Annotated in this window: 24 protein-coding genes; 9 read left to right on the forward strand and 15 right to left on the reverse strand. The window is 62.1% G+C overall.

Annotated elements, in window-relative coordinates; all coding sequences use genetic code 11:
- Positions 1-86: 86 nt before the first annotated feature.
- The 6 genes from E9677_RS10050 to lgt form a co-directional block, all read right to left on the reverse strand.
- The gene (locus E9677_RS10050; RefSeq protein ID WP_136557947.1) at positions 87-1,019 is read right to left on the reverse strand and encodes a ribose-phosphate pyrophosphokinase; all 933 of its coding nucleotides are present in this window, start codon (positions 1,017-1,019) and stop codon (positions 87-89) included.
- A 151-nt stretch (positions 1,020-1,170) separates the two neighbouring features.
- A complete protein-coding gene (locus tag E9677_RS10055; RefSeq protein WP_136558142.1) occupies positions 1,171-1,917 on the reverse strand; it encodes a hypothetical protein in 747 nt (248 codons plus the stop codon).
- A 150-nt stretch (positions 1,918-2,067) separates the two neighbouring features.
- Positions 2,068-3,219: a M24 family metallopeptidase gene (locus E9677_RS10060; RefSeq protein ID WP_136557948.1), complete on the reverse strand. Its 1,152-nt coding sequence runs from the start codon at positions 3,217-3,219 to the stop codon at positions 2,068-2,070.
- Between the two features lies 1 nt (position 3,220).
- Complete coding sequence (gene pgeF / locus E9677_RS10065) at positions 3,221-4,015, reverse strand: peptidoglycan editing factor PgeF (protein WP_136557949.1); 795 nt, start codon at positions 4,013-4,015, stop codon at positions 3,221-3,223.
- A gap of 132 nt (positions 4,016-4,147) precedes the next feature.
- On the reverse strand, positions 4,148-5,248 hold the full coding sequence (locus E9677_RS10070) for a class I SAM-dependent methyltransferase (RefSeq protein WP_136557950.1): 1,101 nt from the start codon (positions 5,246-5,248) through the stop codon (positions 4,148-4,150).
- A gap of 9 nt (positions 5,249-5,257) precedes the next feature.
- The gene (lgt, locus tag E9677_RS10075; protein ID WP_136557951.1) at positions 5,258-6,106 is read right to left on the reverse strand and encodes a prolipoprotein diacylglyceryl transferase; all 849 of its coding nucleotides are present in this window, start codon (positions 6,104-6,106) and stop codon (positions 5,258-5,260) included.
- Between the two features lie 190 nt (positions 6,107-6,296).
- Here lgt and E9677_RS10080 point away from each other — a divergent pair, with 190 nt between their 5' ends.
- The 4 genes from E9677_RS10080 (at position 6,297) to E9677_RS10095 (ending at position 8,663) form a co-directional block, all read left to right on the forward strand.
- On the forward strand, positions 6,297-6,557 hold the full coding sequence (locus tag E9677_RS10080) for an accessory factor UbiK family protein (RefSeq protein ID WP_136557952.1): 261 nt from the start codon (positions 6,297-6,299) through the stop codon (positions 6,555-6,557).
- A 443-nt stretch (positions 6,558-7,000) separates the two neighbouring features.
- Positions 7,001-7,501, forward strand: a complete 501-nt coding sequence (locus E9677_RS10085) for a type III secretion system chaperone family protein (RefSeq protein ID WP_112246519.1) — start codon at positions 7,001-7,003, stop codon at positions 7,499-7,501.
- A gap of 2 nt (positions 7,502-7,503) precedes the next feature.
- A complete protein-coding gene (proC, locus tag E9677_RS10090) occupies positions 7,504-8,322 on the forward strand; it encodes a pyrroline-5-carboxylate reductase (RefSeq protein WP_136557953.1) in 819 nt (272 codons plus the stop codon).
- Positions 8,319-8,663 carry a tRNA-binding protein gene (locus tag E9677_RS10095; RefSeq protein ID WP_136557954.1) on the forward strand — a complete coding sequence of 115 codons (345 nt, stop codon included), beginning with the start codon at positions 8,319-8,321 and terminating at the stop codon, positions 8,661-8,663. The genes proC and E9677_RS10095 overlap by 4 nt, the downstream gene beginning before the upstream one ends.
- Positions 8,664-8,704: 41 nt before the next feature.
- On the opposite strand, the gene E9677_RS10100 is transcribed toward E9677_RS10095, so the two are convergent.
- From E9677_RS10100 to E9677_RS10110, 3 genes are read right to left on the reverse strand one after another with little or no spacing between them, the layout of a single operon-like run.
- On the reverse strand, positions 8,705-10,087 hold the full coding sequence (locus E9677_RS10100; protein ID WP_136557955.1) for an ATP-binding protein: 1,383 nt from the start codon (positions 10,085-10,087) through the stop codon (positions 8,705-8,707).
- A 44-nt stretch (positions 10,088-10,131) separates the two neighbouring features.
- Positions 10,132-10,833: a response regulator gene (locus tag E9677_RS10105; protein ID WP_235882900.1), complete on the reverse strand. Its 702-nt coding sequence runs from the start codon at positions 10,831-10,833 to the stop codon at positions 10,132-10,134.
- A 1-nt stretch (position 10,834) separates the two neighbouring features.
- On the reverse strand, positions 10,835-11,359 hold the full coding sequence (locus tag E9677_RS10110) for a MarR family winged helix-turn-helix transcriptional regulator (protein ID WP_136557957.1): 525 nt from the start codon (positions 11,357-11,359) through the stop codon (positions 10,835-10,837).
- Between the two features lie 306 nt (positions 11,360-11,665).
- Here E9677_RS10110 and E9677_RS25160 point away from each other — a divergent pair, with 306 nt between their 5' ends.
- Positions 11,666-11,827 carry a hypothetical protein gene (locus E9677_RS25160; protein ID WP_168801162.1) on the forward strand — a complete coding sequence of 54 codons (162 nt, stop codon included), beginning with the start codon at positions 11,666-11,668 and terminating at the stop codon, positions 11,825-11,827.
- Positions 11,828-11,911: 84 nt separating this feature from the next.
- Positions 11,912-12,556, forward strand: coding sequence for an MBL fold metallo-hydrolase (locus tag E9677_RS10115; RefSeq protein ID WP_136557958.1), 645 nt, complete (start codon positions 11,912-11,914; stop codon positions 12,554-12,556).
- Positions 12,557-12,617: 61 nt separating this feature from the next.
- Here E9677_RS10115 and E9677_RS10120 read toward each other — a convergent pair whose 3' ends face one another.
- The 5 genes from E9677_RS10120 to E9677_RS10140 all read right to left on the reverse strand — a co-directional run bounded on the left by E9677_RS10120 (position 12,618) and on the right by E9677_RS10140 (position 17,021).
- Positions 12,618-13,073, reverse strand: a complete 456-nt coding sequence (locus E9677_RS10120) for a BA14K family protein (protein WP_136557959.1) — start codon at positions 13,071-13,073, stop codon at positions 12,618-12,620.
- 156 nt (positions 13,074-13,229) lie between these two features.
- Positions 13,230-13,445, reverse strand: a complete 216-nt coding sequence (locus E9677_RS10125; protein WP_006725577.1) for a cold-shock protein — start codon at positions 13,443-13,445, stop codon at positions 13,230-13,232.
- 539 nt (positions 13,446-13,984) lie between these two features.
- Complete coding sequence (locus tag E9677_RS10130) at positions 13,985-15,127, reverse strand: PQQ-dependent sugar dehydrogenase (protein WP_408014705.1); 1,143 nt, start codon at positions 15,125-15,127, stop codon at positions 13,985-13,987.
- A gap of 143 nt (positions 15,128-15,270) precedes the next feature.
- On the reverse strand, positions 15,271-16,557 hold the full coding sequence (locus E9677_RS10135) for an NAD(P)/FAD-dependent oxidoreductase (RefSeq protein WP_136557961.1): 1,287 nt from the start codon (positions 16,555-16,557) through the stop codon (positions 15,271-15,273).
- A 68-nt stretch (positions 16,558-16,625) separates the two neighbouring features.
- Positions 16,626-17,021: a hypothetical protein gene (locus tag E9677_RS10140; protein WP_136557962.1), complete on the reverse strand. Its 396-nt coding sequence runs from the start codon at positions 17,019-17,021 to the stop codon at positions 16,626-16,628.
- Positions 17,022-17,286: 265 nt separating this feature from the next.
- Between E9677_RS10140 and E9677_RS10145 the strand changes: the two genes are divergently transcribed.
- The 3 genes from E9677_RS10145 to E9677_RS10155 all read left to right on the forward strand — a co-directional run bounded on the left by E9677_RS10145 (position 17,287) and on the right by E9677_RS10155 (position 19,270).
- Positions 17,287-18,489 (forward strand): pyridoxal phosphate-dependent aminotransferase, encoded by a 1,203-nt coding sequence (locus tag E9677_RS10145; RefSeq protein WP_136557963.1) that lies wholly within the window; start codon positions 17,287-17,289, stop codon positions 18,487-18,489.
- A 105-nt stretch (positions 18,490-18,594) separates the two neighbouring features.
- Positions 18,595-18,882 (forward strand): type II toxin-antitoxin system Phd/YefM family antitoxin, encoded by a 288-nt coding sequence (locus tag E9677_RS10150; protein WP_136557964.1) that lies wholly within the window; start codon positions 18,595-18,597, stop codon positions 18,880-18,882.
- Position 18,883: 1 nt separating this feature from the next.
- The gene (locus E9677_RS10155; RefSeq protein ID WP_136557965.1) at positions 18,884-19,270 is read left to right on the forward strand and encodes a type II toxin-antitoxin system VapC family toxin; all 387 of its coding nucleotides are present in this window, start codon (positions 18,884-18,886) and stop codon (positions 19,268-19,270) included.
- Positions 19,271-19,300: 30 nt separating this feature from the next.
- On the opposite strand, the gene E9677_RS10160 is transcribed toward E9677_RS10155, so the two are convergent.
- Positions 19,301-20,527 (reverse strand): PQQ-dependent sugar dehydrogenase, encoded by a 1,227-nt coding sequence (locus tag E9677_RS10160; protein WP_136557966.1) that lies wholly within the window; start codon positions 20,525-20,527, stop codon positions 19,301-19,303.
- Positions 20,528-20,649: the final 122 nt, after the last annotated feature.

The following is a 20,649-nucleotide window of genomic DNA, read 5'->3' on the forward strand; positions in this document are numbered from 1 at the left end:
TGCAAAGCGTAGAGGCTGTGCAAGTGGGTGTGACACCGCTCACATTGCTTTGTCGATCTTAATCTTAATGCGTGAAAGTCCCCGCCTCAGTCGAAGAGGCTGGAGACCGATTCTTCCTGGCTCGTCCGGTTGATCGCTTCTCCCAGGAGGTTTGCGGTCGATAGCACGCGGATATTGGGAGCCGAGAGCACGGCCGTCGTCGGCTGGATCGAATCCGTGATCACGAGTTCACGCAGTTTCGAGGAGGCGACGCGGGTGACCGCACCGCCGGACAGGACGCCGTGGGTGATGTAGGCCGTGACGCTCGTCGCACCGTTCTTCAGGAGGGCGTCGGCGGCATTGCAGAGCGTGCCGCCGGAATCGACGATGTCGTCGATCAGGATGCAATCCTTGCCGGAGACGTCGCCGATGACGTTCATGACTTCGGATTCACCTGGACGATCACGGCGCTTGTCGACGATGGCGAGCAGACAGTCGAGGCGCTTGGCAAGCGAGCGAGCCCGCACGACGCCGCCGACGTCAGGCGAGACGACCATGACATTGTTGGTGTCATAGTGTTCTTTTATGTCGGCTGCCAGCAGCGGCACGGCATAGAGATTGTCGGTGGGGATATCGAAGAAGCCCTGGATCTGGCCGGCATGCAGGTCGAGCGTCAATACGCGGTCGGCGCCGGCCTCTGTGATCAGGTTTGCAACCAGCTTGGCCGAGATCGGCGTGCGGGGGCCTGCCTTTCGGTCCTGGCGGGCATAGCCGAAATAGGGAAGGACCGCTGTGATGCGGCGCGCCGAGGATCGACGGAAGGCGTCGATCATGATCAGCAGTTCCATCAGGTGGTCATTCGTCGGAAAGGATGTCGCCTGAACGACGAACACATCTTCGCCGCGAACGTTTTCCTGGATCTCTACGAAGATTTCCTGGTCTGCGAAACGGCGGACGCTGGCCTTGCCGAGTGGTACATTGAGATAGGAGCAGATCGCTTCGGCCAATTGCCGGTTCGAATTACCTGCGAAAACCTTCATCTTGGCCCGCCTGTTTTCATGCTGAGGTGCGGGCTTTTTAGCGCCCTTCCCCCTGAATGCAAGAGGTTTGGACGGCTAGGCCCATATTTTCGGTTGATGCGTCAAATGGGGCGCAGGATTTGCGGTTTTGACGGTCGACGATCGCTCGTGTTCAGCCAGCCTGTGTGTTTCGCCATGATACATATTCGGCCATGCTCTTGGTGGCGATCTGCTGCATGACCGAGGCCGGAACGGCAGCCCACGGGTCTTGTGCTCCCGAGGGGACAATCTCCTGGCCCTGGATCCGGTGCAGGCGTCCGCCGCTCGCATCGAGAATGTCCCAGACATAGGTGATCGTGACATTGCCGCTGTCGGAGAAGGCGGAGAAATACCCTTTGAGGATGTGTTCGCTGGAGGCGTCGCTGGCGCTCTTGATGGTGAGGCCGCGGGCGCGGGCCTCGGCACCGAGCTGGCGGGAGAGTGGCGTCACGGCCTGGACCGGCGCGCCGATGATCGGCAGGAAGCGGATGCTGCCGGTCGCTTGCGCTGCTGGTGGCAGAGCCGCCTGCTGGCTCTGGGTGGCTGCCTGTGCCGGCTGGGAGGGCTGGCGAACCGGCTGCTGCTGCGTTTGCTGTGGTGCGCTCGGGAAGGCCTGGCTGTCTCCACCTTCGAGCGGTGCGGAGGCGGCCGGATTGCGCCCGCCCTGGGCGAGCGCCGCAGCCTGGGCCTCCAGCGAGTTCTGCGGGCCGCGGACCGGCTCGCCATAGGCGCCGGGCTGACCGAGCGGAGCGCTCTGCACGGGCTGGCTGCCACCGGCAGGGGCGCCGAGTTGCTGGGAATAGGTGGAAGGCTGGCTGCCGTCACCGACATCTGCGGGCGGCGTCAAGACGTCGGTGCTGTTGCAGCCGGCAAGCAGCATCAGCAAGCCGATGGATGCAGCCAGGCCCCTGGATCGTCTGCGGGAATGTCTCACCACGGCGGGTCCTTCCCCTTCACTCCTGTCACAATTAATGGGCCTAGCATGCTTTGCCTGTCAATTCCCTGAATGGACAGGCAAAACCGCGTTGCATCACAGGTTGATCAGGTCGAGCGGGTGGCGCGACAGGGCGCGAGGGCCCGTCTCCGTGGTCAGATAGGTGTGGCCCACCGTCATGGCCGTTTCCCGATCGCTGTCCATGATTATCATATGCACGAAGAGAGTCATGTCGGCCGAGATCACCTCGGGATTGCCGGCGTGGAACATCTGGTGCTCCATCCAGGAGGGGGCGAAACGGGCGCCGACCGAGTAACCGCAGGCGTTGAAGCGATGGCGGGTCAGGCCACGGTCGTCCATGACCTTAGCATGAGCGTCGAAGACCTCGCCGAAGGTGTGGCCGGGGCGGAGCACGGCCTCGACCGCCTTCATGCCCTCGAGGGCAGCGGCATGCAGCTCCCGATGCCGTGCGGTCGGGTCGCCCACGAGGACGGTGCGCAGCATCGGGGCATGATAGTGGGCCGAGACGCCAGCCCATTCCAGCGTGAGTTGATCCGTCTGTGACAGGCGACGCCGGCCGGACTTGTAACGGCACAGCAGCGCGTCGGCGGCCGAGCCGATGACGAAGGGGTTGGCAGGATAGTCGCCGCCGCCGGCGAGGACGGCCGATTGCATGGCGGCGAGGATGTCCGCCTCGTCCGCGTCCGGCGCGATCAGGGGCAGGGCGGCATCATAGGCGAGGTCGGCCAGTTCGGCGGCCTGGATGACCTTGGCGATCTCTGCCTGGGATTTCACCAGCCGCAGATTGCTGACCAGATAGGACGCGTCCGAAACCGTGCAGAAATTGGTGAGCTGGTTGTCGACGAGGCGCGCGACGCGGCCGGTCATGCCATGGGTGTCGTATTCGACGCCGACCCGCATGCCCAGGAGGTCCAGGTCACTGAGCAGGTTTCGCAAGTCGACGGCCGGGTCCGCATTCAGGCGGTCGACCCAGACGACGATGTTCTCGATCGTCGAGGTCTGCTTGGCCTGGCGCAGGTCTGGTGTCCGGGTGAGCAGCGTCAACGTGCCGTCCGCCTTGACCACCAGGGTCTGGAAGAAGCAGTAGCCGAAGCTGTCGAAACCGGTCAGCCAGTACATGCTCTCCTGGGCAAAGAGGAGCAGCGCATCGAGCTTTTCCTCGGCCATGCGCGCCATCAGGCGGGCGCGGCGGGCGGAAAACTCGCTTTCGGTAAAGTGCAAGGCCATCTCAGTCCTCCATCATCGCGATCGCGGAAATCTGTCGCCCATAGTCGGGTTCTCCCGCATGGGTGGTCCGGCGATAGGAAAAGAACGTTTCAGGAGCCGCATAGGTGCATAGGCCGATGCTGTCGGCCGTCACACCCGCTTCGGTCAGGCGCCTGACGGTCAAGCCCGGCAGATCGAACATGGCATGGCCGGGTTTTGTGGATGCCGTGAAGAAGGCCTCGAAATCGCGGTTGGCCGCGAGGAAGCGATCGACGAATTCGGGGCCGACCTCGTAGCTGGCCTGGGAGATCGACGGGCCGAGCGTGGCGCGGATCTTGTCACGCTTCGCGCCGAGCGCGATCATGGCGTCAACCGTGTTTTCCAGCACGCCGCCAAGGGCACCTTTCCAGCCGGCATGGGCCGCACCGATGACCCGGTTTTCCGGATCGGCGAACAGGATCGGACCACAATCCGCCGTCAGCACGCCGAGGACCACGCCGGGGCTCGCGGTGACCTGAGCATCGGCTTCAGGGCGGCTGCCGTCATAATCGGCGGTGACCAGCACGACGTCGGGCGAATGGACCTGGTGGGCGGTTGCGAGGCGTTCCAGCGGCAGGCCGAACCAGGCGCTGACGCGGCGGCGGTTTTCGAGAACCTTCTCAGGATCGTCATGCGAACCGAGACCGACATTCAGGCCGCGATAAATGCCTTCGGAGACGCCACCGCCGCGGGTGAAGAAGCCGTGGCGAATGCCGGCTGGGCCTGTGGCGTCGAGACTTTCGGCGGTGAGGGGGCGTGGCTGGTCGGCTGTGCTCATGATTTGTCTCCTGAGCCTTGGCAAATCACGCGTCTGCGATGCGGATGATGCGAAATGATTGGATTCAATCGGCTTTCTTTAAATTCGAGCCGTTCTGAATCGGCGCGATCGTGCAGATCGCGCACCTCCCTGTCAATGCTTGGGCTTGAATGGCTGCAAATGGATCGCAGGCATGGAGACCGCCATGACTTTGAACAGTTCGCCCATATAGCCGTTGCCGGCACCGGCCAGACGATGCACCGCCTCGACGATTTGGGCCTGCATCGTCTCGTCCTTGTCGCGACCGAGGGACGCCGCCCGCTGCTCGATACCGAGCCCGACCAGGAAGTCGCCCTGGTGCATGCAGCCGTTGAGATGGACGCCGGCTGCAAGCGAGGTGCGTGCCAGGTTTTCGAAATCGACATGGCTTGTGAGGTCGGCATGGCCCGGATGGGCGAGCGGCGGGTCATATTCGTGGGCGCGCACGGCCTGCAGCGTGTCGCCATAGTTGGTGACCATGTGGCCGTAGTCGATGATAAGTGCCGTGCCATGATGCGCGATCAGGCGCTCGCAGATCGTCAGCATGACCGATTGGCGGGCAGGGGCCACCTCGAAGATTTCACCGTCGGCGGGGGGGCTGATGCCCTGTGGCAGCATGGCGGGATCGAGCGTGGCAACACCCAGCGTGAAGCAGAGCTCACCATTTTCATCCAGGCCGACCATGCGCTCGCGAAAGCCGTTCGGCGTCTTGACGAACTGCCGGATCGGAATCGCATCGAAGAGCTCATTGGCGGCGAGCAGTGTGAAGCCTTCGGGCACGCCGTCGAAGCTCTCGTGCCAGGAAACCTTGTCGCCGTGAGAGGACAGGGTTTCCATCTGTGTGAGCTTGAGGAGAGCACTGGTCTCGACGAGATGCACGGTGGCGGTCTCGTAGAGATTGGGGGCTGCGCGGGCGATCACGCGCAGCATGTCGGTCATCATCGTGCCGCGGCCGGGGCCGATCTCGACGAGGCGTACGTCCCGGGGTTCGCCATGGCGCTGCCAGGTGTTGATCATGAAGATGCCGAGCATTTCACCGAAAAGCTGGCTGACTTCAGGTGCGGTGACGAAATCTCCGTCCCGGCCGAAGGGATTTCGGGTGCGGTAATAGCCGTGTTCGGGATCGGCGAGGCAGAGCGCGAAGTAATCGGTGATGCTGATCGGGCCATTGGCCGATATCAGCGACTTGATCTTCTCGGCGAGTGGTGTGGCCATCGGCGCTCCTCAGCCTTGCGTCGCAGGGGTGGCGCGTCCAGCCCGCATGAAGATGACGACCCCGATCAGCAGCATGGGCAGCGACAGGACCATGCCCATGGTTAGCCAGCCGCCGAAAAGATAGCCGAGCTGGACGTCAGGCTCGCGGAAGAACTCGACAAAGATGCGGGCGGCCGCATAGCCGGCGACGAAGATGCCCGTGATGCGGCCAGGTGCGGCCAAGGCGCCGAAGGAACGGGCGAGGACCTGGAGCACGATCAGCAGGACGAGGCCTTCAAGGGCTGCTTCGTAAAGCTGGCTCGGATGACGCGGGAAGGGACCTCCGGTCGGGAAGGCCATGGCCCATGGCACATCGGCCGGGCGACCCCAGAGTTCGCCGTTGATGAAGTTTGCGATGCGGCCGAAGAGCAGGCCGAGCGGTACGACACTCGCCACGAGATCGAACAGGCTCCAGAGGCGGATCTGATGCTTGCGGGCGAAAAGGACCATGGCGAGCGTGGCGCCGATGAAGCCGCCATGGAAGGACATGCCGCCGTTCCACACCTCGATCGCGCGCATCGGATTGGCCGCAACCGAAGCGAAGTCGTAGAAGAAAATATAACCGATGCGGCCGCCGGCGACGACCCCGATCGCTGCCCAGAGGATGAAGTCGTCGATCTGCTGCAGGGTCGCCGGTGCCTGGCCGTTCGGCCAGAGATGTGGGCGTTTCAGCAAGTCGCGGGCGATCATCCAGCCGATCAGAATGCCGGCGACATAGGCCAGCCCATACCAATGGACCGCCAGCGGTCCGATCGAGAAGGCGACCGGGTCGATCGCGGGAAAGGATACGGCGGCGAAAAGGTCCAGAACTGACAACAATGGAGTACTTTCGTTAATGCTGCTGGAAAATGGCGTTGCGCATTGGCACGGTCAAGATGGAATCGGGCCGTCTGCGACACCGTCAACCACCTTTATATGCCGTTGCCGTCTTGCATGGCGGCGGATCTGGTCCTACCTCCTTCACCAAGGGTTCAATCCCAGTCCGCTGTCTGCTTGAGAGGAGTTTTCCATGTCGACCGGCCCCAACCGTATTCTCGATGATTTCGCCAAGTTGATGACCGATGCCGCCGGCGCCGCCCAGGGCGTTCGCAAGGAAGTGGAAACCGCCTTCCACGCCCAGGCCGAGCGCTGGCTGAACAGCATGGACCTCGTCAAGCGCGAGGAGTTCGACGTGGTGCGTGAGATGGCGCTGAAGGCGCGTGAGGAGAATGATGCTCTTCAGAAGCGCCTCGAGGCTCTGGAAGCGCAGCTTTCGGCCCAGGCCAAGTAAGTCGCCCGTCCCCTTTTCGGGGCGCGTCGGTTGTCGTTATCAGATCTGGCGAAGACCCATTGCCTGTGGCTTTGGGTCTTTTTGCGTTTTCAGCACCTTGACCGGTCAATTCGAGGCCGCCTGCGACGAAAAAAATGCAGCTTGTGGACAGGTGCCAAAAAGCCAATCGCCAGAGTCGCTTATGGGGTGATGCAAAGGCGATTCTAAAAGCGCCATCCACAGGCGTGTAGGCCAAATGTGGCGATGGGGGCTGGTGCTGGCCCCTCACGATTATACACTGATTTTCAACGATGATTCTGAGTGGTGCCGCGTAAGTTTCGGGCAGGGTGCGTGTTCTACCCTGGGGTCCTTCGGAATCGTTTTCAGTAATTTCCGGTTCAGGTGTCCGAGTGGCCCGGCGGTTTGCCGGGTGCCCGTATTCATTCCGGTCAAGAAGGTGATGCATGAGCCTCATGGAAATCGAAGTCGAACGCCAGTCAAACCCGGTCGACATGATCGAGTTTGTTGCGGCGACCAATGACTGGTCGTTCGAACGTTCGGGCGAAGACGAAATCGCAATGACCGTCGAGGGGCGCTGGGCCGACTATCATGTCTCCTTCTCCTGGATGGAGGAGTTCGAGGCGCTGCATCTGGCGTCCGCCTTCGATCTGAAGATCCCCGAGAACCGTCTCAACGAAGTCATCAAGCTACTCTCCTACATCAATGGTCAGGTCCTGATGGGGCATTTCGACCTGTGGCGGAACGAGGATGTGGTGATCTTCCGCCAGTCGCTGCTGCTCGCCGGCGGTGCCGAGCCGACCAATCGCCAGGTCGAAGTTCTGCTCTCCTCCGCGGTCGACGCATGCGAGGCCTATTATCAGGCATTCCAGTTCGTCGTATGGTCCGGTGTCGACGCCAAGAGCGCAATGGATGCCGTTCTCTTCGAGACGGTCGGAGAAGCCTGAGCATGACGAATGCCGCATTCGGACAGATCGTCCTGGTCGGAGCCGGCAATATGGGCGGCGCGATGCTGGCCGGCTGGCTGAAAAGCGGTGTCCCCGGGTCGTCGGTGACAGTGCTCGATCCCGGTCCGTCCGAAAAGATGATGGCTGTCATCAACGACGCCGGCGCGCAGCATTCTGTCACGCCTCCGGATGGACTGGTCGCCGATATCCTCTTCCTCGCCCTGAAGCCGCAGGTGATGGATGCCGTGCTTCCGGGCCTGAAATCCCTCGTCGGTGCGCAGTCGACAGTGGTCTCCGTCGCGGCCGGCAAGACGATTGCCTCGATGGAAGGCCATCTCGGCAAGTCGGCCATGGTGCGTGCCATGCCGAACACGCCTGCCATGGTTGGGCGCGGCGTCACCGGCGCCTTCGCCAATGCGGCCGTTTCCGGCATCCAGCGTGACATCGTACATCGTCTGCTCCAGGTCTCTGGTCCTGTCGAATGGGTGACGAGTGAAGCAGACATCAATGCCGTGACCGCAGTCTCGGGCAGCGGTCCGGCCTATGTATTCTATCTCGTCGAATGCATGGCAGAGGCGGGCCGCAAAGCCGGCCTGCCGGCGGACCTCGCCATGCGCCTCGCACGAGAAACGGTCGCGGGGGCTGGTGAACTTATGCACCAGTCCCCCGACCCGGCTGCCCAGCTGCGCAAGAATGTGACCTCTCCCGGCGGTACGACGGCGGCAGCACTCTCCGTGCTGATGGCCGAAGACGGCATGCAGCCGCTGTTCGATCAGGCGATCGAGGCGGCACGCAAGCGGGCCGAGGAACTGGCAGAGTGAGCGGATCCGAGATCACCTTTGCCGACTTCGAGAAGGTCGATGTTCGCGTCGGCACGATCGTCGAAGTCGAGGAGTTTCCCGAGGCGCGCAAGCCGGCTTTCAAGTTGAAGATCGATTTCGGCCCCGAGATCGGAATCAAGAAATCGTCGGCGCAGATCACCGTGCATTATACGCCAGAGACGCTGGTCGGGCGGCAGGTGCTTGGTGTCGTCAACTTTCCGCCGCGCCAGATCGGGCCGTTTCGCTCCGAGGTTCTGACGCTCGGCTTCGAGGATGCCAATGGCGCAATCGTGCTGGCGGCGGTCGAGCAGCCGGTGGCAAACGGCAAGAAGCTAATGTGATTTACGGGGCCTTCGGGCCCCTTTTCAATTCAGGGTCGAACTCAGACCGGGACGCGGATGATGGCGCGCAGGCCGCCGAGTGGGCTGTCTTCCAGCGTGACATTGCCGCCGTGGCTGCGCGCGATGTCGCGGGCGATGGCGAGGCCCAGGCCCGTGCCCGATGCGTCGAGGTTACGTGCCTCGTCGAGGCGGTAGAAGGGCTTGAATACGTCGTCGCGCGCCTCCTTCGGGATCCCGGGACCATCGTCGTCGAATGTGATCACCAGCCATTTCGCCGTGTGTCTGGCATCGATATCGAGGCGGTGCGCGTAGCGGCGGGCGTTCGATGCGAGGTTGTTGACCAGACGCGTGAAGGCATTGGGACGGACATAGACCAGGGGATCGCCTTCGAGCTTCCAGGTGAGCTTTCGGTCATGCAGTGCGAAGTCCGCTTCGACCCGTTCGAAGAGTTCGCCGAGGTCGAGCCTGCCGACGTCCTCTTCCACCTCTCCCTTGGCGAAATCCAGATAGCCTTCGAGCATGCTCTGCATGTCGTCGATATCCTGGTTCAGGTTGTCGAGTTCCGGCCCGTCGCCGGCGAGCGCCAGTTGCAGGCGGAAACGCGTGAGGATGGTGCGCAGGTCGTGGCTGACGCCTGCCAGCATGGCAGTGCGCTGTTCCATCTGGCGCTCGATGCGCTCGCGCATGAGGATAAAGGCGAGGCCGGCGCGGCGCACTTCGTCGGCGCCGCGCGGCGAGAAGCCTTCCGACAAGCGCTGGCCCTTGCCGAAGCTTTCGGCCGCGTTCGCCAGTGCCGTGATCGGGCGGATCTGGCCACGCAGGAAGAGGATGGAGATGACGATCAGCACGAGCGCCGTTGAGACCATCCAGACGAGGAAGATATGGGTGTTGGACGCATAGGCCGAATTGCGCGAGGCAAAGATGCGTATGGTCTGATCGTCGAGTGCGATGCGGATCTCGACCAGGCGTGAGGTGCCGACCGTGTCGATCCAGAAGGGGCGGCGGATCTGTTCGGCGATCTCGTCGGAGAGGATCTGGTCGAGGATGGAGAAGAAGGGCCGCGGGCGGGGCGAGGGGAGCTCCGTGCCCGGTTCGAGCGAGACGATCAGGTTCAGGCGATTGGCCGCCACGTTGACGATCTTGTCGAAGTCCTCTCTCTCTGGGTAGAGCTCGATCAGTTCGATCACCGCCGAGATGTCGCGGGTGACGGCCTCCGAGAGGCGCTCGGTGACCAGCTGCCAGTGTCGTTCCATGAAGACGAAGGCAACGACGGTCTGCAGGATCAGCATCGGCAGGATGATGATGAGCAGCGAACGAGCATAGAGACCGGTCGGCAGACGGTGCCGCAGCCAGCGCAACATGCCCGACAGGCCGCTTGCCGGGCTGCGGTCCTGATCGCGACGGATCTGATCGAACAGCGTCATCTACCACTACTTCCCCGGCGCATCACGCGCCGTCGCCTAAGGCTTCAATCCATGCTCAGTCTGTAGCCGATGCCGCGCACCGTCTGCAGCCAGACGGGATTGGCCGGGTCGTCTTCGATCTTGCGCCTGAGACGGTTGATCTGGACGTCGATCGTGCGTTCTCCGACCTCGGCATCGCTGCCGACCAGTTCGTGCCGCGGGATCGTGTCGCCGGCGCGGGTGGCGAAGAGATACATGATGTCCTGCTCGCGGTCGGTCAGCCGGATGACTTCCGCCCCCTTGCGCAATTCCTTGCGCAGCACCGAGAAGGTGTAGGGGCCGAACATGACCTGCTCGATCTTCGGTGCATCCGGGTTCATGTTGCGCTTCAGGATGTTGTTGATCCTGAGCACCAGTTCGCGCGGGTCGAAAGGTTTGGCGAGGTAATCGTCGGCGCCGGCTTCGAGACCAGCGATGCGGCTGTCTGCCTCGGAGCGGGCGGTGAGAAGGATGATCGGCACCCGCTTCTCGTCGGACAGGCTCTGGGTGAGCGACAGACCGGATTCACCCGGCATCATCACGTCGAGGACGAGAAGATCGAAGCTCAGGCCTTCCAGCTTGCGGCGTGCCTCGGCGGCATCAGCTGCGACCGTGACGCGAAAGCCCTTTTCCGTCAGGAAGCGGTGCAAGAGGTCGCGGATACGGGTGTCGTCGTCGACCACGAGGAGATGCGGAGCGTCGTCGGTGAGCTCGATCTTCTTTGACACGTCAGTCTGCTCCATCCGTCTCGAGGGGCTGGGTCACGGTCTGCTTCTGCATGCCTTCGAGGAAGCGCCGCACGGTCGCGCGCTCGTCTGATGTCATGCCCTGCATGGCATGTGCAATGCGGAGGGATTGAGGTTCCGAGAGGGCGAGGGCGAGCTCGCGGCCGGCGAGCGTCGGATAAAGGCGGCGCTGGCGGCGATCGGCTGGGCCGGCCATCTGGCGGATGTAGCCGCTGTCGATCAGTTCCTTGAGCACGCGCGCGAGGCTCTGCTTGGTGATCTGCAGGATGGACAGGAGGTCGGCGACCGTCATGCCCGGACGGCGGCTGACGAAATGTACGACGCGATGATGGGCGCGGCCATAGCCGAGCTTGGCGAGGATGGCGTCCGGATCGGACACGAAATCACGATAGGCGAAAAACAGGCTCTCGATGGTTTCGAAGTCGATCGACTTGTCATCGACCACCGGCAGGTCCGGCAGGATCTTCTTGGCAGTCTTCGTCGCAGACTGTCGGGCCACGCTCGTCATTCCTTTCCTCCGGCGCACGCGAAATGTCGCTCGCGACCGCCGGTTCATCATTCATCGCTCAGGGTCGATGCTTCCCCCGCAGCCATGCCATCTTACGCGGCCGGCCATCCATCCTCGTCTCACTGGCGGGGATTGCAGGCAAAACTATGCGCAAGTGTAGCAAATTTCCAACAAATTTACGCAGATCGCACAGCTTAGAGGCGCGAATGCGAAACCTATCGCTGCCAGCCTCGTTACTTCAGCAGTGATCAAGCGCCAAGCCCGGGACAAGCCGCATCGGCGAGGTTTGCGCAAGGAGAGAGGACCATGACCATGACGGACCACGAGCAGACGACCCAGACTTCCAGCCTTCGTCCTGTTGCCGTGCTGGTGTTCACCGCGAAGATCATGGTGGCGAGCTTCCTTGTCGCGCAGGCGTCCATTCTTCCGGCCTCGCCGGTGTCGCAGGTCTACGGCCTGTCGCGCTGACCCCCGTGCGCCGGGCTCGCGGTTTCTCTCGTCGAAGGGGCGTGTTAAGGCGCCTTACCGAACAGAGAGAAGGACCTTGCGCCGATGGGACAGATTCAAGCGGGCATCATCCCCGTCACCCCCTTCCAGCAGAATTGCACCATCCTCTTCGACGACGAGACGCGTGAGGGCGTGATCGTCGATCCGGGTGGTGATGTCGATGTCATCCTGCAGGTGATCGCTGAGAACGGCATCACGCTCAAGGCGATCTGGCTGACGCATGGCCATCTCGATCATGCCGGTGGTGCCGCCGAGCTCAAGGAAAAGACGGGGCTCACCATCATCGGCCCGCACAAGGACGACCTGCCGCTGCTGCAGCGGATCGAGACCCAGGCCGCGACCTATGGCATCGAGGGGCTGCGCAGCGTTGTTCCGGACCAGTGGCTGGAAGACGGAGACACTGTATCCTTCGGCGATCACAGCTTCGAGGTCTATCATTGCCCGGGCCACGCGCCTGGTCATGTCATCTATTTCAATCGGGGCCAGAAATTCGCCCATCTCGGTGACGTCTTGTTCAGCGGTTCTGTCGGACGCACGGATCTGCCAGGGGGTGATCACCAGACGCTGATGAATTCGATCCGCGACAAGGTCCTTCCGCTCGGCGACGATGTCGGCTTCATCTGCGGGCATGGGCCCGGCAGCCGCATCGGCGACGAGCGCCGTTCCAATCCTTTCATCCAGGGCCTCTGAACGAGAAAAAGCGCCGGGTGACCGGCGCTTTTGTCATTCTGCGGTGCGGTTACGGTCCGGCTCAGCCGGCCGTGCAGAAATGTGTTCGGCCGTCATAGCCGACGAAGGTGCCGGTGCGCGGGTTGAAGCTCCGGTAACGCTGCGAGCAGTAGTCGTGCCATGCGCCGGTCCAGGGCTCGATGCCGTAGGACTGATAGACCGGCTGTGGCTGCTGATAAACCGGGCGCGGACGATAGGTGTTGCGTGGCGGCGGCGGTGGGTAGTCATCGACGTAATAATCCGGCTCGTCGTAGACGGAGACCGGACGGTCGACGTAGACGCGGCGCTGAGGTGCCGGGTTGGCGAGTGCCGAACCGACGATGACGCCCGTCGCCAGACCGAGTACGCCGAGCGCCAAGGCGTCGTCGCCACGGTGCTGGCGATGATAGCGGTCACCGGCTTCGGCCTGCGTCGCGGCAGCGATTGGCGTCAGGGTGACTGCAGCAGCGAGAAGAGCGTTTTGCGCAAATTTCATCATGACGTCTGTTCCTCAGCCTTGGCGAAACCATGAGCCGGTGCTGGCTGTTCGGGCCACCGGCGATGATCGCAATCTATGAGGTGTCGCCTGAACGCAGGCTGAACGAAAAAACCCGGCAAAAATGCCGGGCCGCAATTCGTGGAAATCCGGTTTAAATCAGCCGGAGATCTGCAGGTTTACGGCCTTAGGGCCCTTGCCACGGCGATCGGGTTCGGTGTCGAAGCTGACCTTCTGGTTTTCGGTCAGACCCGACAGGCCCGATGCCTGAACAGCGGAGATGTGGACGAAGATGTCCGCGCCGCCATTGTCGGGCTTGATGAAGCCAAAGCCCTTGTCGGTATTGAAGAATTTTACAGTGCCAGTCTCGGCCATGCGTCAGGTCCTTTTCTCTCTGCCCATATTCGGCGGGGCAGCATTGCAATGTACCCGCGAGCGGGTGAGCGACAGGCATTTGTCGAAATTGGAGGAAAGGGGCCCTGTTACCGCAGACTAGCCAAGTGCATGTCACCATCCACTGTAGTTGGTCTGCCCGGGGTTGTTATAGCGTCCCCGGCGCGCATTACTTTATAGGTCTTCCCATGCTCGCAAAATTGCCCGAACAGCCGAAGAGTGCTTGCTTTGTCGGAAATTGGCAAGCGAAAGTTTTAACCCTTTCATGGGTGAGAGTCCTTTGTTTTCAGTGCGAACAGCGTGATTCGCGAGCTCGGCAAGCCCTCATCGCGTCATTTCGTCGAAAATTTGCATCGCTTGCGATGGAGATTGGGTGAATTGGCTGCGTAAACACGGAATTTTGCGGGTGAAAATTTCCCGTGTTCGATTTTCGAGGCTGTTCGGAAGCGGCGCCTTCCAGCTGCGATTTCGACCCAGATTTGGTTTCTATCGGGGGACATGCAGCCTTGTATTGGCTGTCCTCAGCTCTCGCTGCCACGCGTGATGCGCAACAATTGCCCGTCCTCTTCGTCGGTCACCAACAGGATAGAGCCGTCGGGCGCAACCTTCACGTCCCGGATCCGCCCATATTCGCCGCCCAGCATGCGTTCTTCGGCTGCGATCGAGCCGTCGTCGTTGCGCTCCATGCGCGCCAGGAGCTGGTATTTGAGGGCAGCGACCAGAAAGTCACCATCCCACTCCGGAAAAATTGCGCCACGATAAATGGCAAGCGCCCCGGGTGCGATCGATGGATCCCAGTAGTGAAGCGGCTGCTCGTATCCGTCGGCAGACTGTCCGATGCCAATTTCCGCACCCGAATAATGCTTGCCGTAGGAGATGACCGGCCAACCGTAATTGTTGCCGGCCTGCGGTGCGTTGATTTCGTCTCCCCCGCGGGCACCGTGTTCGACGGTATAGAGGCGGTTGTCGGCGGGATCGATTGTGAGACCTTGCGGATTGCGGTGGCCGCTGGACCAGACCTCCGGCAGAGCCTGACCCTGCGGGTTTCCGTTCGCCGGGCTGCCGTCCGGGTTGATGTGCATGATCTTGCCGGCGTGATCGGCGGGGTCCTGTGCACGATCTGCGTCACCCCGGTCGCCGATGCCGAAGAAGAGGCTGCCGTCGGCGGCAATGGCGATGCGCGATCCGAAATGCTGGCCGGCCCGTGTCAGCTTGTTCATCAGGAAGATGCGGTCGACCCCTTCCAGGCGCTGCTCGTCATCGCTGAGACGGGCTGCAAAGACTGCCGTGCCCTGTCCGCCCGGGCCGGGGGCTGCAGCCGTGAAGAAGAGGCGCCGTGTCTCGGCAAAGTCGGGCGCCAGCGCCACATCGAGAAGGCCACCCTGACCCGTGGCGGCGATCTTCGGAAGCCCGCGAAGAGGCTCGCCGACCTTTCCGTCTCTGATGATGCGCATGCGGCCGGGGCGCTCGGTCACGACATAGGATCCATCAGGCAGCACCTCGACGGACCAGGGATGCTCCAGGTTGCCGGCGACAGTGGTGACTTCGAGGGTCACTGTACCGGCGCGGTGTTCATCCAGGTCCTGTGCCGAGGCGGGCAGGGCGAGGGAGAGTACAACAATAGGCGCTGCCAGCAGCTTCGTCTTGTCCGACAGATTCAGCATCTTCATCTCCTCGTCCCGGCATATCCCATGAGTTTTGGTCTCATGCGCCTTTCGACAATGTGGGATGGAAATGCCGGCGGCAAGGCGGTCAGAGGCCAGGATGCGCCTCCTGACCGGATTGTGAAGGGGCGCAGCCGCGTCGTTCAAGTGTCGAAGCTGACGGCCTTCAGCTTGTCGATGCCGAGGGCCTGGAGGGTGAGCTTTTCGTAGAAGGGCTCCGACTTGCCGAGCTTCACCTTGTAGAGGAAGTATTTTTCGAAGCCGATCTTGGCTGCGTGAACCCATTTGCCTTGAGACGACCAGTTGACGTTGCGGGGCGGCAATTGCGGCTGGGCGACGAAGGCAATGCCGCCATCGCCAAAGTCGGCAAGGCAGACGGCGTTCCATGTCCCTTGGGCATTGGCCTCCTCGCCGGCGATCAGATTGGCGATGTTGTGGGCCGTCGCTGTCACCATGGATTCGATCATGAAGCCGGTCTTCGGCACGCCGACCGGTACGGGTGTCTTGCCCATGGGCGGGATCGCGACGCAGACTCCCACAGAGAAGACGTTTCGGTAGGTCGGGTTCTGCTGGTGCTTGTCGGCGAGGATGAAGCCGCGCGGATTGGTCAGGCCCTCGATGCCTCTGATTGCTTCGACACCGCGGAAGGCCGGGAGCATCATCGTATAGACCGAGGGGATTTCGTGGGTCGCCTTGACGCTGCCGTCCTCGTTGATCTCTTCGGCGACGACCTTGTCGTTCTCGAACCGGTTCACGCGGGCGTTGGTTACCCATTTGATGTGCTTCGAGCGCATTGCACTTTCCAGCAAGCCCTTGGTGTCGCCGACGCCATCCAGGCCGAGATGGCCGATATAGGGTTCGGAGGTGACGAAGGTCATCGGCACGCGGTCGCGGACCTTGGCGTCGCGCAGGGCCTTGTCGAGGATGAAGGCGAATTCATAGGCCGGTCCAAAACAGGAGGCGCCCTGAACGGCGCCGATCACCACCGGGCCGGGATTGGCGACGAGCTTGTCGAAGGCTTCCTTTGCCGCAAGTGCGTGATCGATATGGCAGACGGACTGCGTATGGTGCTGGGGACCGAAGCCCTCGATTTCGTCGAAGGCGAGATCGGGGCCGGTGGCGATGACCAGGTAATCATAGTCGAGCGAGCTGCCATCGAGCATTTCGACACGGTTTTCACCCGGATGGACGCGGGCCGCGCCTTGGGCATGCAGGGTGATGTTGCGCTTGGCGCAGGCGGGGCGAAGATCGACCTCGATTTCCTCGCGTCCGCGCCACCCAACTGCCACCCAGGGGTTGGAGGGCACAAAGGAATATGTCGCGCCCTTGCTCAGAAGGTTGATCTCCACCTCCCGCCCAAGGCGGTCTCTCAATTCATAGGCCATGATCGTGCCGCCGAGACCGGCACCCAGGACTGCAATGCGTTTCATGATGGCTCCTCCCATTCAGTGGGAAACAGTATCTACGAAACTACATATATATCAAGTAGACTATTTTCCTACCGATCGTCGGAACCGGAACTGTGCACGATGTCGTGCCATCCGCGCTTCCATAGGGCCAGCCCGCCGGCCGCCATGACGGCAAAGCAGGCGAAGAGAAGGACGATGAGAAGATGGCGCTCGGTCTGCGGCAGTGGCAGGTCCTGGCCATGTGTGGCCGGGACGTGGACCAGCCGGACGGGGGCGGCGCGGATGATGCTTCCCGTCGTTACATGATCCGCATGGGCACCCGGCGCCGCTAGGCTTTGGGCGGCCGGCTCGGTGCCGGGAGGCGTGGCGGCTCCGGGGCTGCCGAACATGAACAGGGCCAGAGCCAGGCCGCTGGCGGCTGCCAACCAGGCGAGCGAACGGCTTCGACGGGAAGGGGGCGTGCATGTTTCCAATTCGTAATCCATGGCGGGCGCCTTCAGCTAGTTGACTTGACCGCATGAAACCGCGTGATCACGTCGGCAGGACGACGAAATTGTGGCGTTTCCCATGTCGAATTGTGATTTCGCCGGTCGCCACAGAATCGGTGCGGATCGGGCATTGGCACCGTGACGCGAATCTCTTCGGCTTTCGATGCTTTTGGCTTGAAAGGCAGGGCCTCTTTCGCCATAGAGCTTGGACCTGAGGCCCCGGGGACCGGGGTCGATGTTCAATCAGCTCAGGACACGCACAATGGCTTTCCTTGCCGACGCCCTTTCCCGCATCAAGCCTTCCGCGACCATCGCCGTCACGCAGATGGCCCGGGAACTCAAAGCGCAGGGGAAAGACGTCATTTCGCTCTCCGTCGGCGAGCCCGACTTCGATACGCCGCAGAACATCAAGGACGCGGCCGTGGCCGCCATCGCTCGTGGCGAGACGAAGTACACGCCGGTGGCCGGTATTCCGGAACTGCGCAAGGCGATCGCCGATAAGTTCAAGCGCGAGAACGGGCTCGACTACAAGCCCGAGCAGGTGATCGTCGGCACCGGTGGAAAGCAAATTCTTTTCAACGCCTTCATGGCAACGATCAATCCGGGAGATGAAGTCGTCATACCGGCGCCGTTCTGGGTGTCGTATCCGGAAATGATCGCGCTGTGCGGCGGCACGCCTGTTTATGTCGAGACCACTCTCGAGAACAATTTCAAGCTGACCACCGAACAGCTGGACAAGGCGATCACGCCGAAGACTAAGTGGTTCATGTTCAACTCGCCGTCCAACCCATCTGGTGCTGCTTATAGCAAGGAAGAGCTGAAGGCGCTGACCGACGTGCTGATGAAGCACCCCCATGTCTGGGTTCTGACCGACGACATGTATGAGCATCTCGTGTTCGGCGACTTTGTCTATTACACGCCGGCCCAGGTCGAGCCTGCACTTTACGAGCGTACGCTGACGATGAACGGCGTGTCCAAGGCCTATGCGATGACCGGCTGGCGTATCGGCTATGCGGCGGGCCCGCTGCCGCTGATCAAGGCCATGGACATGATCCAGGGCCAGCAGACCTCGGGCGCCTGCTCGGTTGCCCAGTGGGCAGCCGTCGAGGCGCTGAACGGTCCGCAGGACTTCATCACGGAATCGAAGAAGGCCTTCGAGGAGCGCCGCGACCTCGTCGTCTCGATGCTGAACCAGGCTTCCGGCATCGTATGCCCCAAGCCGGAAGGCGCCTTCTACGTCTACCCGTCCTGCGCCGCCCTCATCGGCAAGACGGCACCGTCGGGCAAGGTCATCGCGAATGACGAGGATTTCGTCATGGAACTGCTGGCAACCGAAGGTGTGGCCACCGTGCACGGCTCGTCCTTCGGCCTCGGCCCTAACTTCCGCGTGTCTTACGCGACCTCGAACGACAAGCTGGAAGAGGCCTGCAGCCGCATCCAGCGGTTCTGCGCCTCGCTGAAGTAATCTCCGAGTTTCATCGGCTTTAGGAAGGGCTCGTCGCAAGGCGGGCCTTTCTCGCATATTGGGCTTCTGTTGAGGCCGGAATGCGCCTGTGATATCTTCGGTTGCATGAAAACAGTCAGCCTGCAGGAAGCCACGCGCGATCTGGAAGCCCTCGCCGACGCCGTCGAGCAGGGCGAGGTCGTGACCGTAACGCGGGACGGCAGGCCGGTGCTGGATCTTGTGCCTCATGCGGGGACGGCTGCAGAAGAGGCGGAGCAGAGGGGAAAAGGTATCGATTGGGAGGCCGGTGAGGCATATCTGCGCTCTCGCGGTATCGTTCGCGGGCCGGGATTTATCGCTGAAGATTTCGACGATCCTCTTCCGGAGGATTTTCTTCTGAGGCCTTTACCCTGAGATGCGCCTGCTGCTCGACACGCATTACGTGATCGCGGCGGCAGATGGTGTCATCAATCCGAGATTTTCGGAGATCAGGTCCATCTTGGATGAGGCGCCGGGACGCCACGTCTACAGCGTCGCAAGCTTATGGGAGATTGCCATCAAGATGCGGCTTGGTAAACTTAGTCCCAGGCTCCCATTGATCGACATTCCGCCTTTCCTCAAAGCCAGCGGTTTGGGCTTGCGCGGCATCGATGTCGCGCACGTGTTCTATCCCATTGAGCCGGAACCACCCACGCGAGATCCGTTCGACCGCTTGCTTCTCGCGCAATGTCACGTCGAAGGGCTGCGGCTTGTGACGGTCGACCGTGCTCTTGTTGATCATCCCTTGGCGTTCCGCCCCTGATCGTGAGAGACCAGGGGCGGAAAGTGTGGCTCAACCCTTGGTCAGTTTGATGATTGTCGAATTGCCGCCGCCCCGCTGTTCGGTGACGGCGTAGACGGCGCCGTCGGGGCCGACCTTCACGTCGCGGATCCGGGCGTCAAGGGCGACGCGCTCTTCGTGGCTGACGCGATCGTTTTCCATGTGAAGGACGACGACGCCCTGGCTAACGAGGCCACCGACGAGGAAGGCGCCCTTCCATTCCGGGATGGCATCGGCGTCATAATAGGCCATGCCAGAGGGTGCGATGACCGGGTCCCAGTAATAGACCGGCTGCTCGGTATTGGTCATCTGGGTGACGCCGTCGCCGACTTCCGCGCCGCTGTATTCGACGCCGTATGTCACTTCCGGCCAGCCGTAATTCTTGCCGGCTTCGGGCAGGTTCAGCTCGTCGCCTCCCTTGGGGCCATGCTCCACTGTCCAGAGGCGGCCCTGGCCGTCCAAGGCTGCGGATTGCAGGTTGCGATGGCCGAGCGACCAGATTTCGGGCAACGCGCCGTCTTCGCCGGCAAAGGGGTTGCCGGGCAGGGCTTCGCCTGTCTGGCTGATGCGGAAGATCTTACCGAACCCGCTCTGCAGATCCTGGGCCTGGACACGTGGCTCGGCGTCGGAGCGCTCGCCGACGGTCACATAGAGTTCACCCTCGGGTCCGAAGACGAGGCGGGAACCAAAGTGCTTGTCGCCGTTATAACTCGGCATCTGCCTGAAGATCACACTGACATCCTCCAATGCGCCGCCGCCCTGATCGTCGGCGACCAGGCGTGCCGTGGCGACGGAAGTACCGTTGCCCTCTTCACGCGGTTCGGCAAAGGAGAAGAAGATCTTGCCCGAAGTCTCATAATCCGGAGCGAGTGCAACGTCGAGCAGCCCGCCCTGACCGTTGGCCAGGACTTCGGGGACGTTGGCGATCGCGGGGCCGGGTTTGCCGTCGGTGCCGATGATGTGCATGGCCCCCTGTTTGGCGGTCACGAGCATGCGACCATCGGGAAGGAATTCCATGGCCCAGAGATGCGGCAGGCCCTCGGCCACCACCTCGGTCTTGATCTTGGCCACCTCGGCAGGCTGAGGCGCGCGGGTCTGGCCACCGAAGGCCGGCTGCTGATCGGGCGCGTTGGGGGCATTGGTCTCGACCGGCGTGCCGGCCTGCTGGGCAAATACCGGCAACGTCGCGACGCTGAGGCTCAGCATGGTTCCGGCGAGAATGTGGGGCAGACGCTTCATCAATTCCTCCTGGTGTGATGGTTGGACCCGATCAACGCGTCAGGTGGGGCGAAAGCTCCCGATCGGCAGGGCACAGTGGATCACGCTTGCTTTATCCATCGGTGAGGAGGGCAGGCCGGAAA

This window comes from Peteryoungia rhizophila (assembly GCF_004912145.1).
Lineage (GTDB): Bacteria > Pseudomonadota > Alphaproteobacteria > Rhizobiales > Rhizobiaceae > Allorhizobium > Allorhizobium rhizophilum.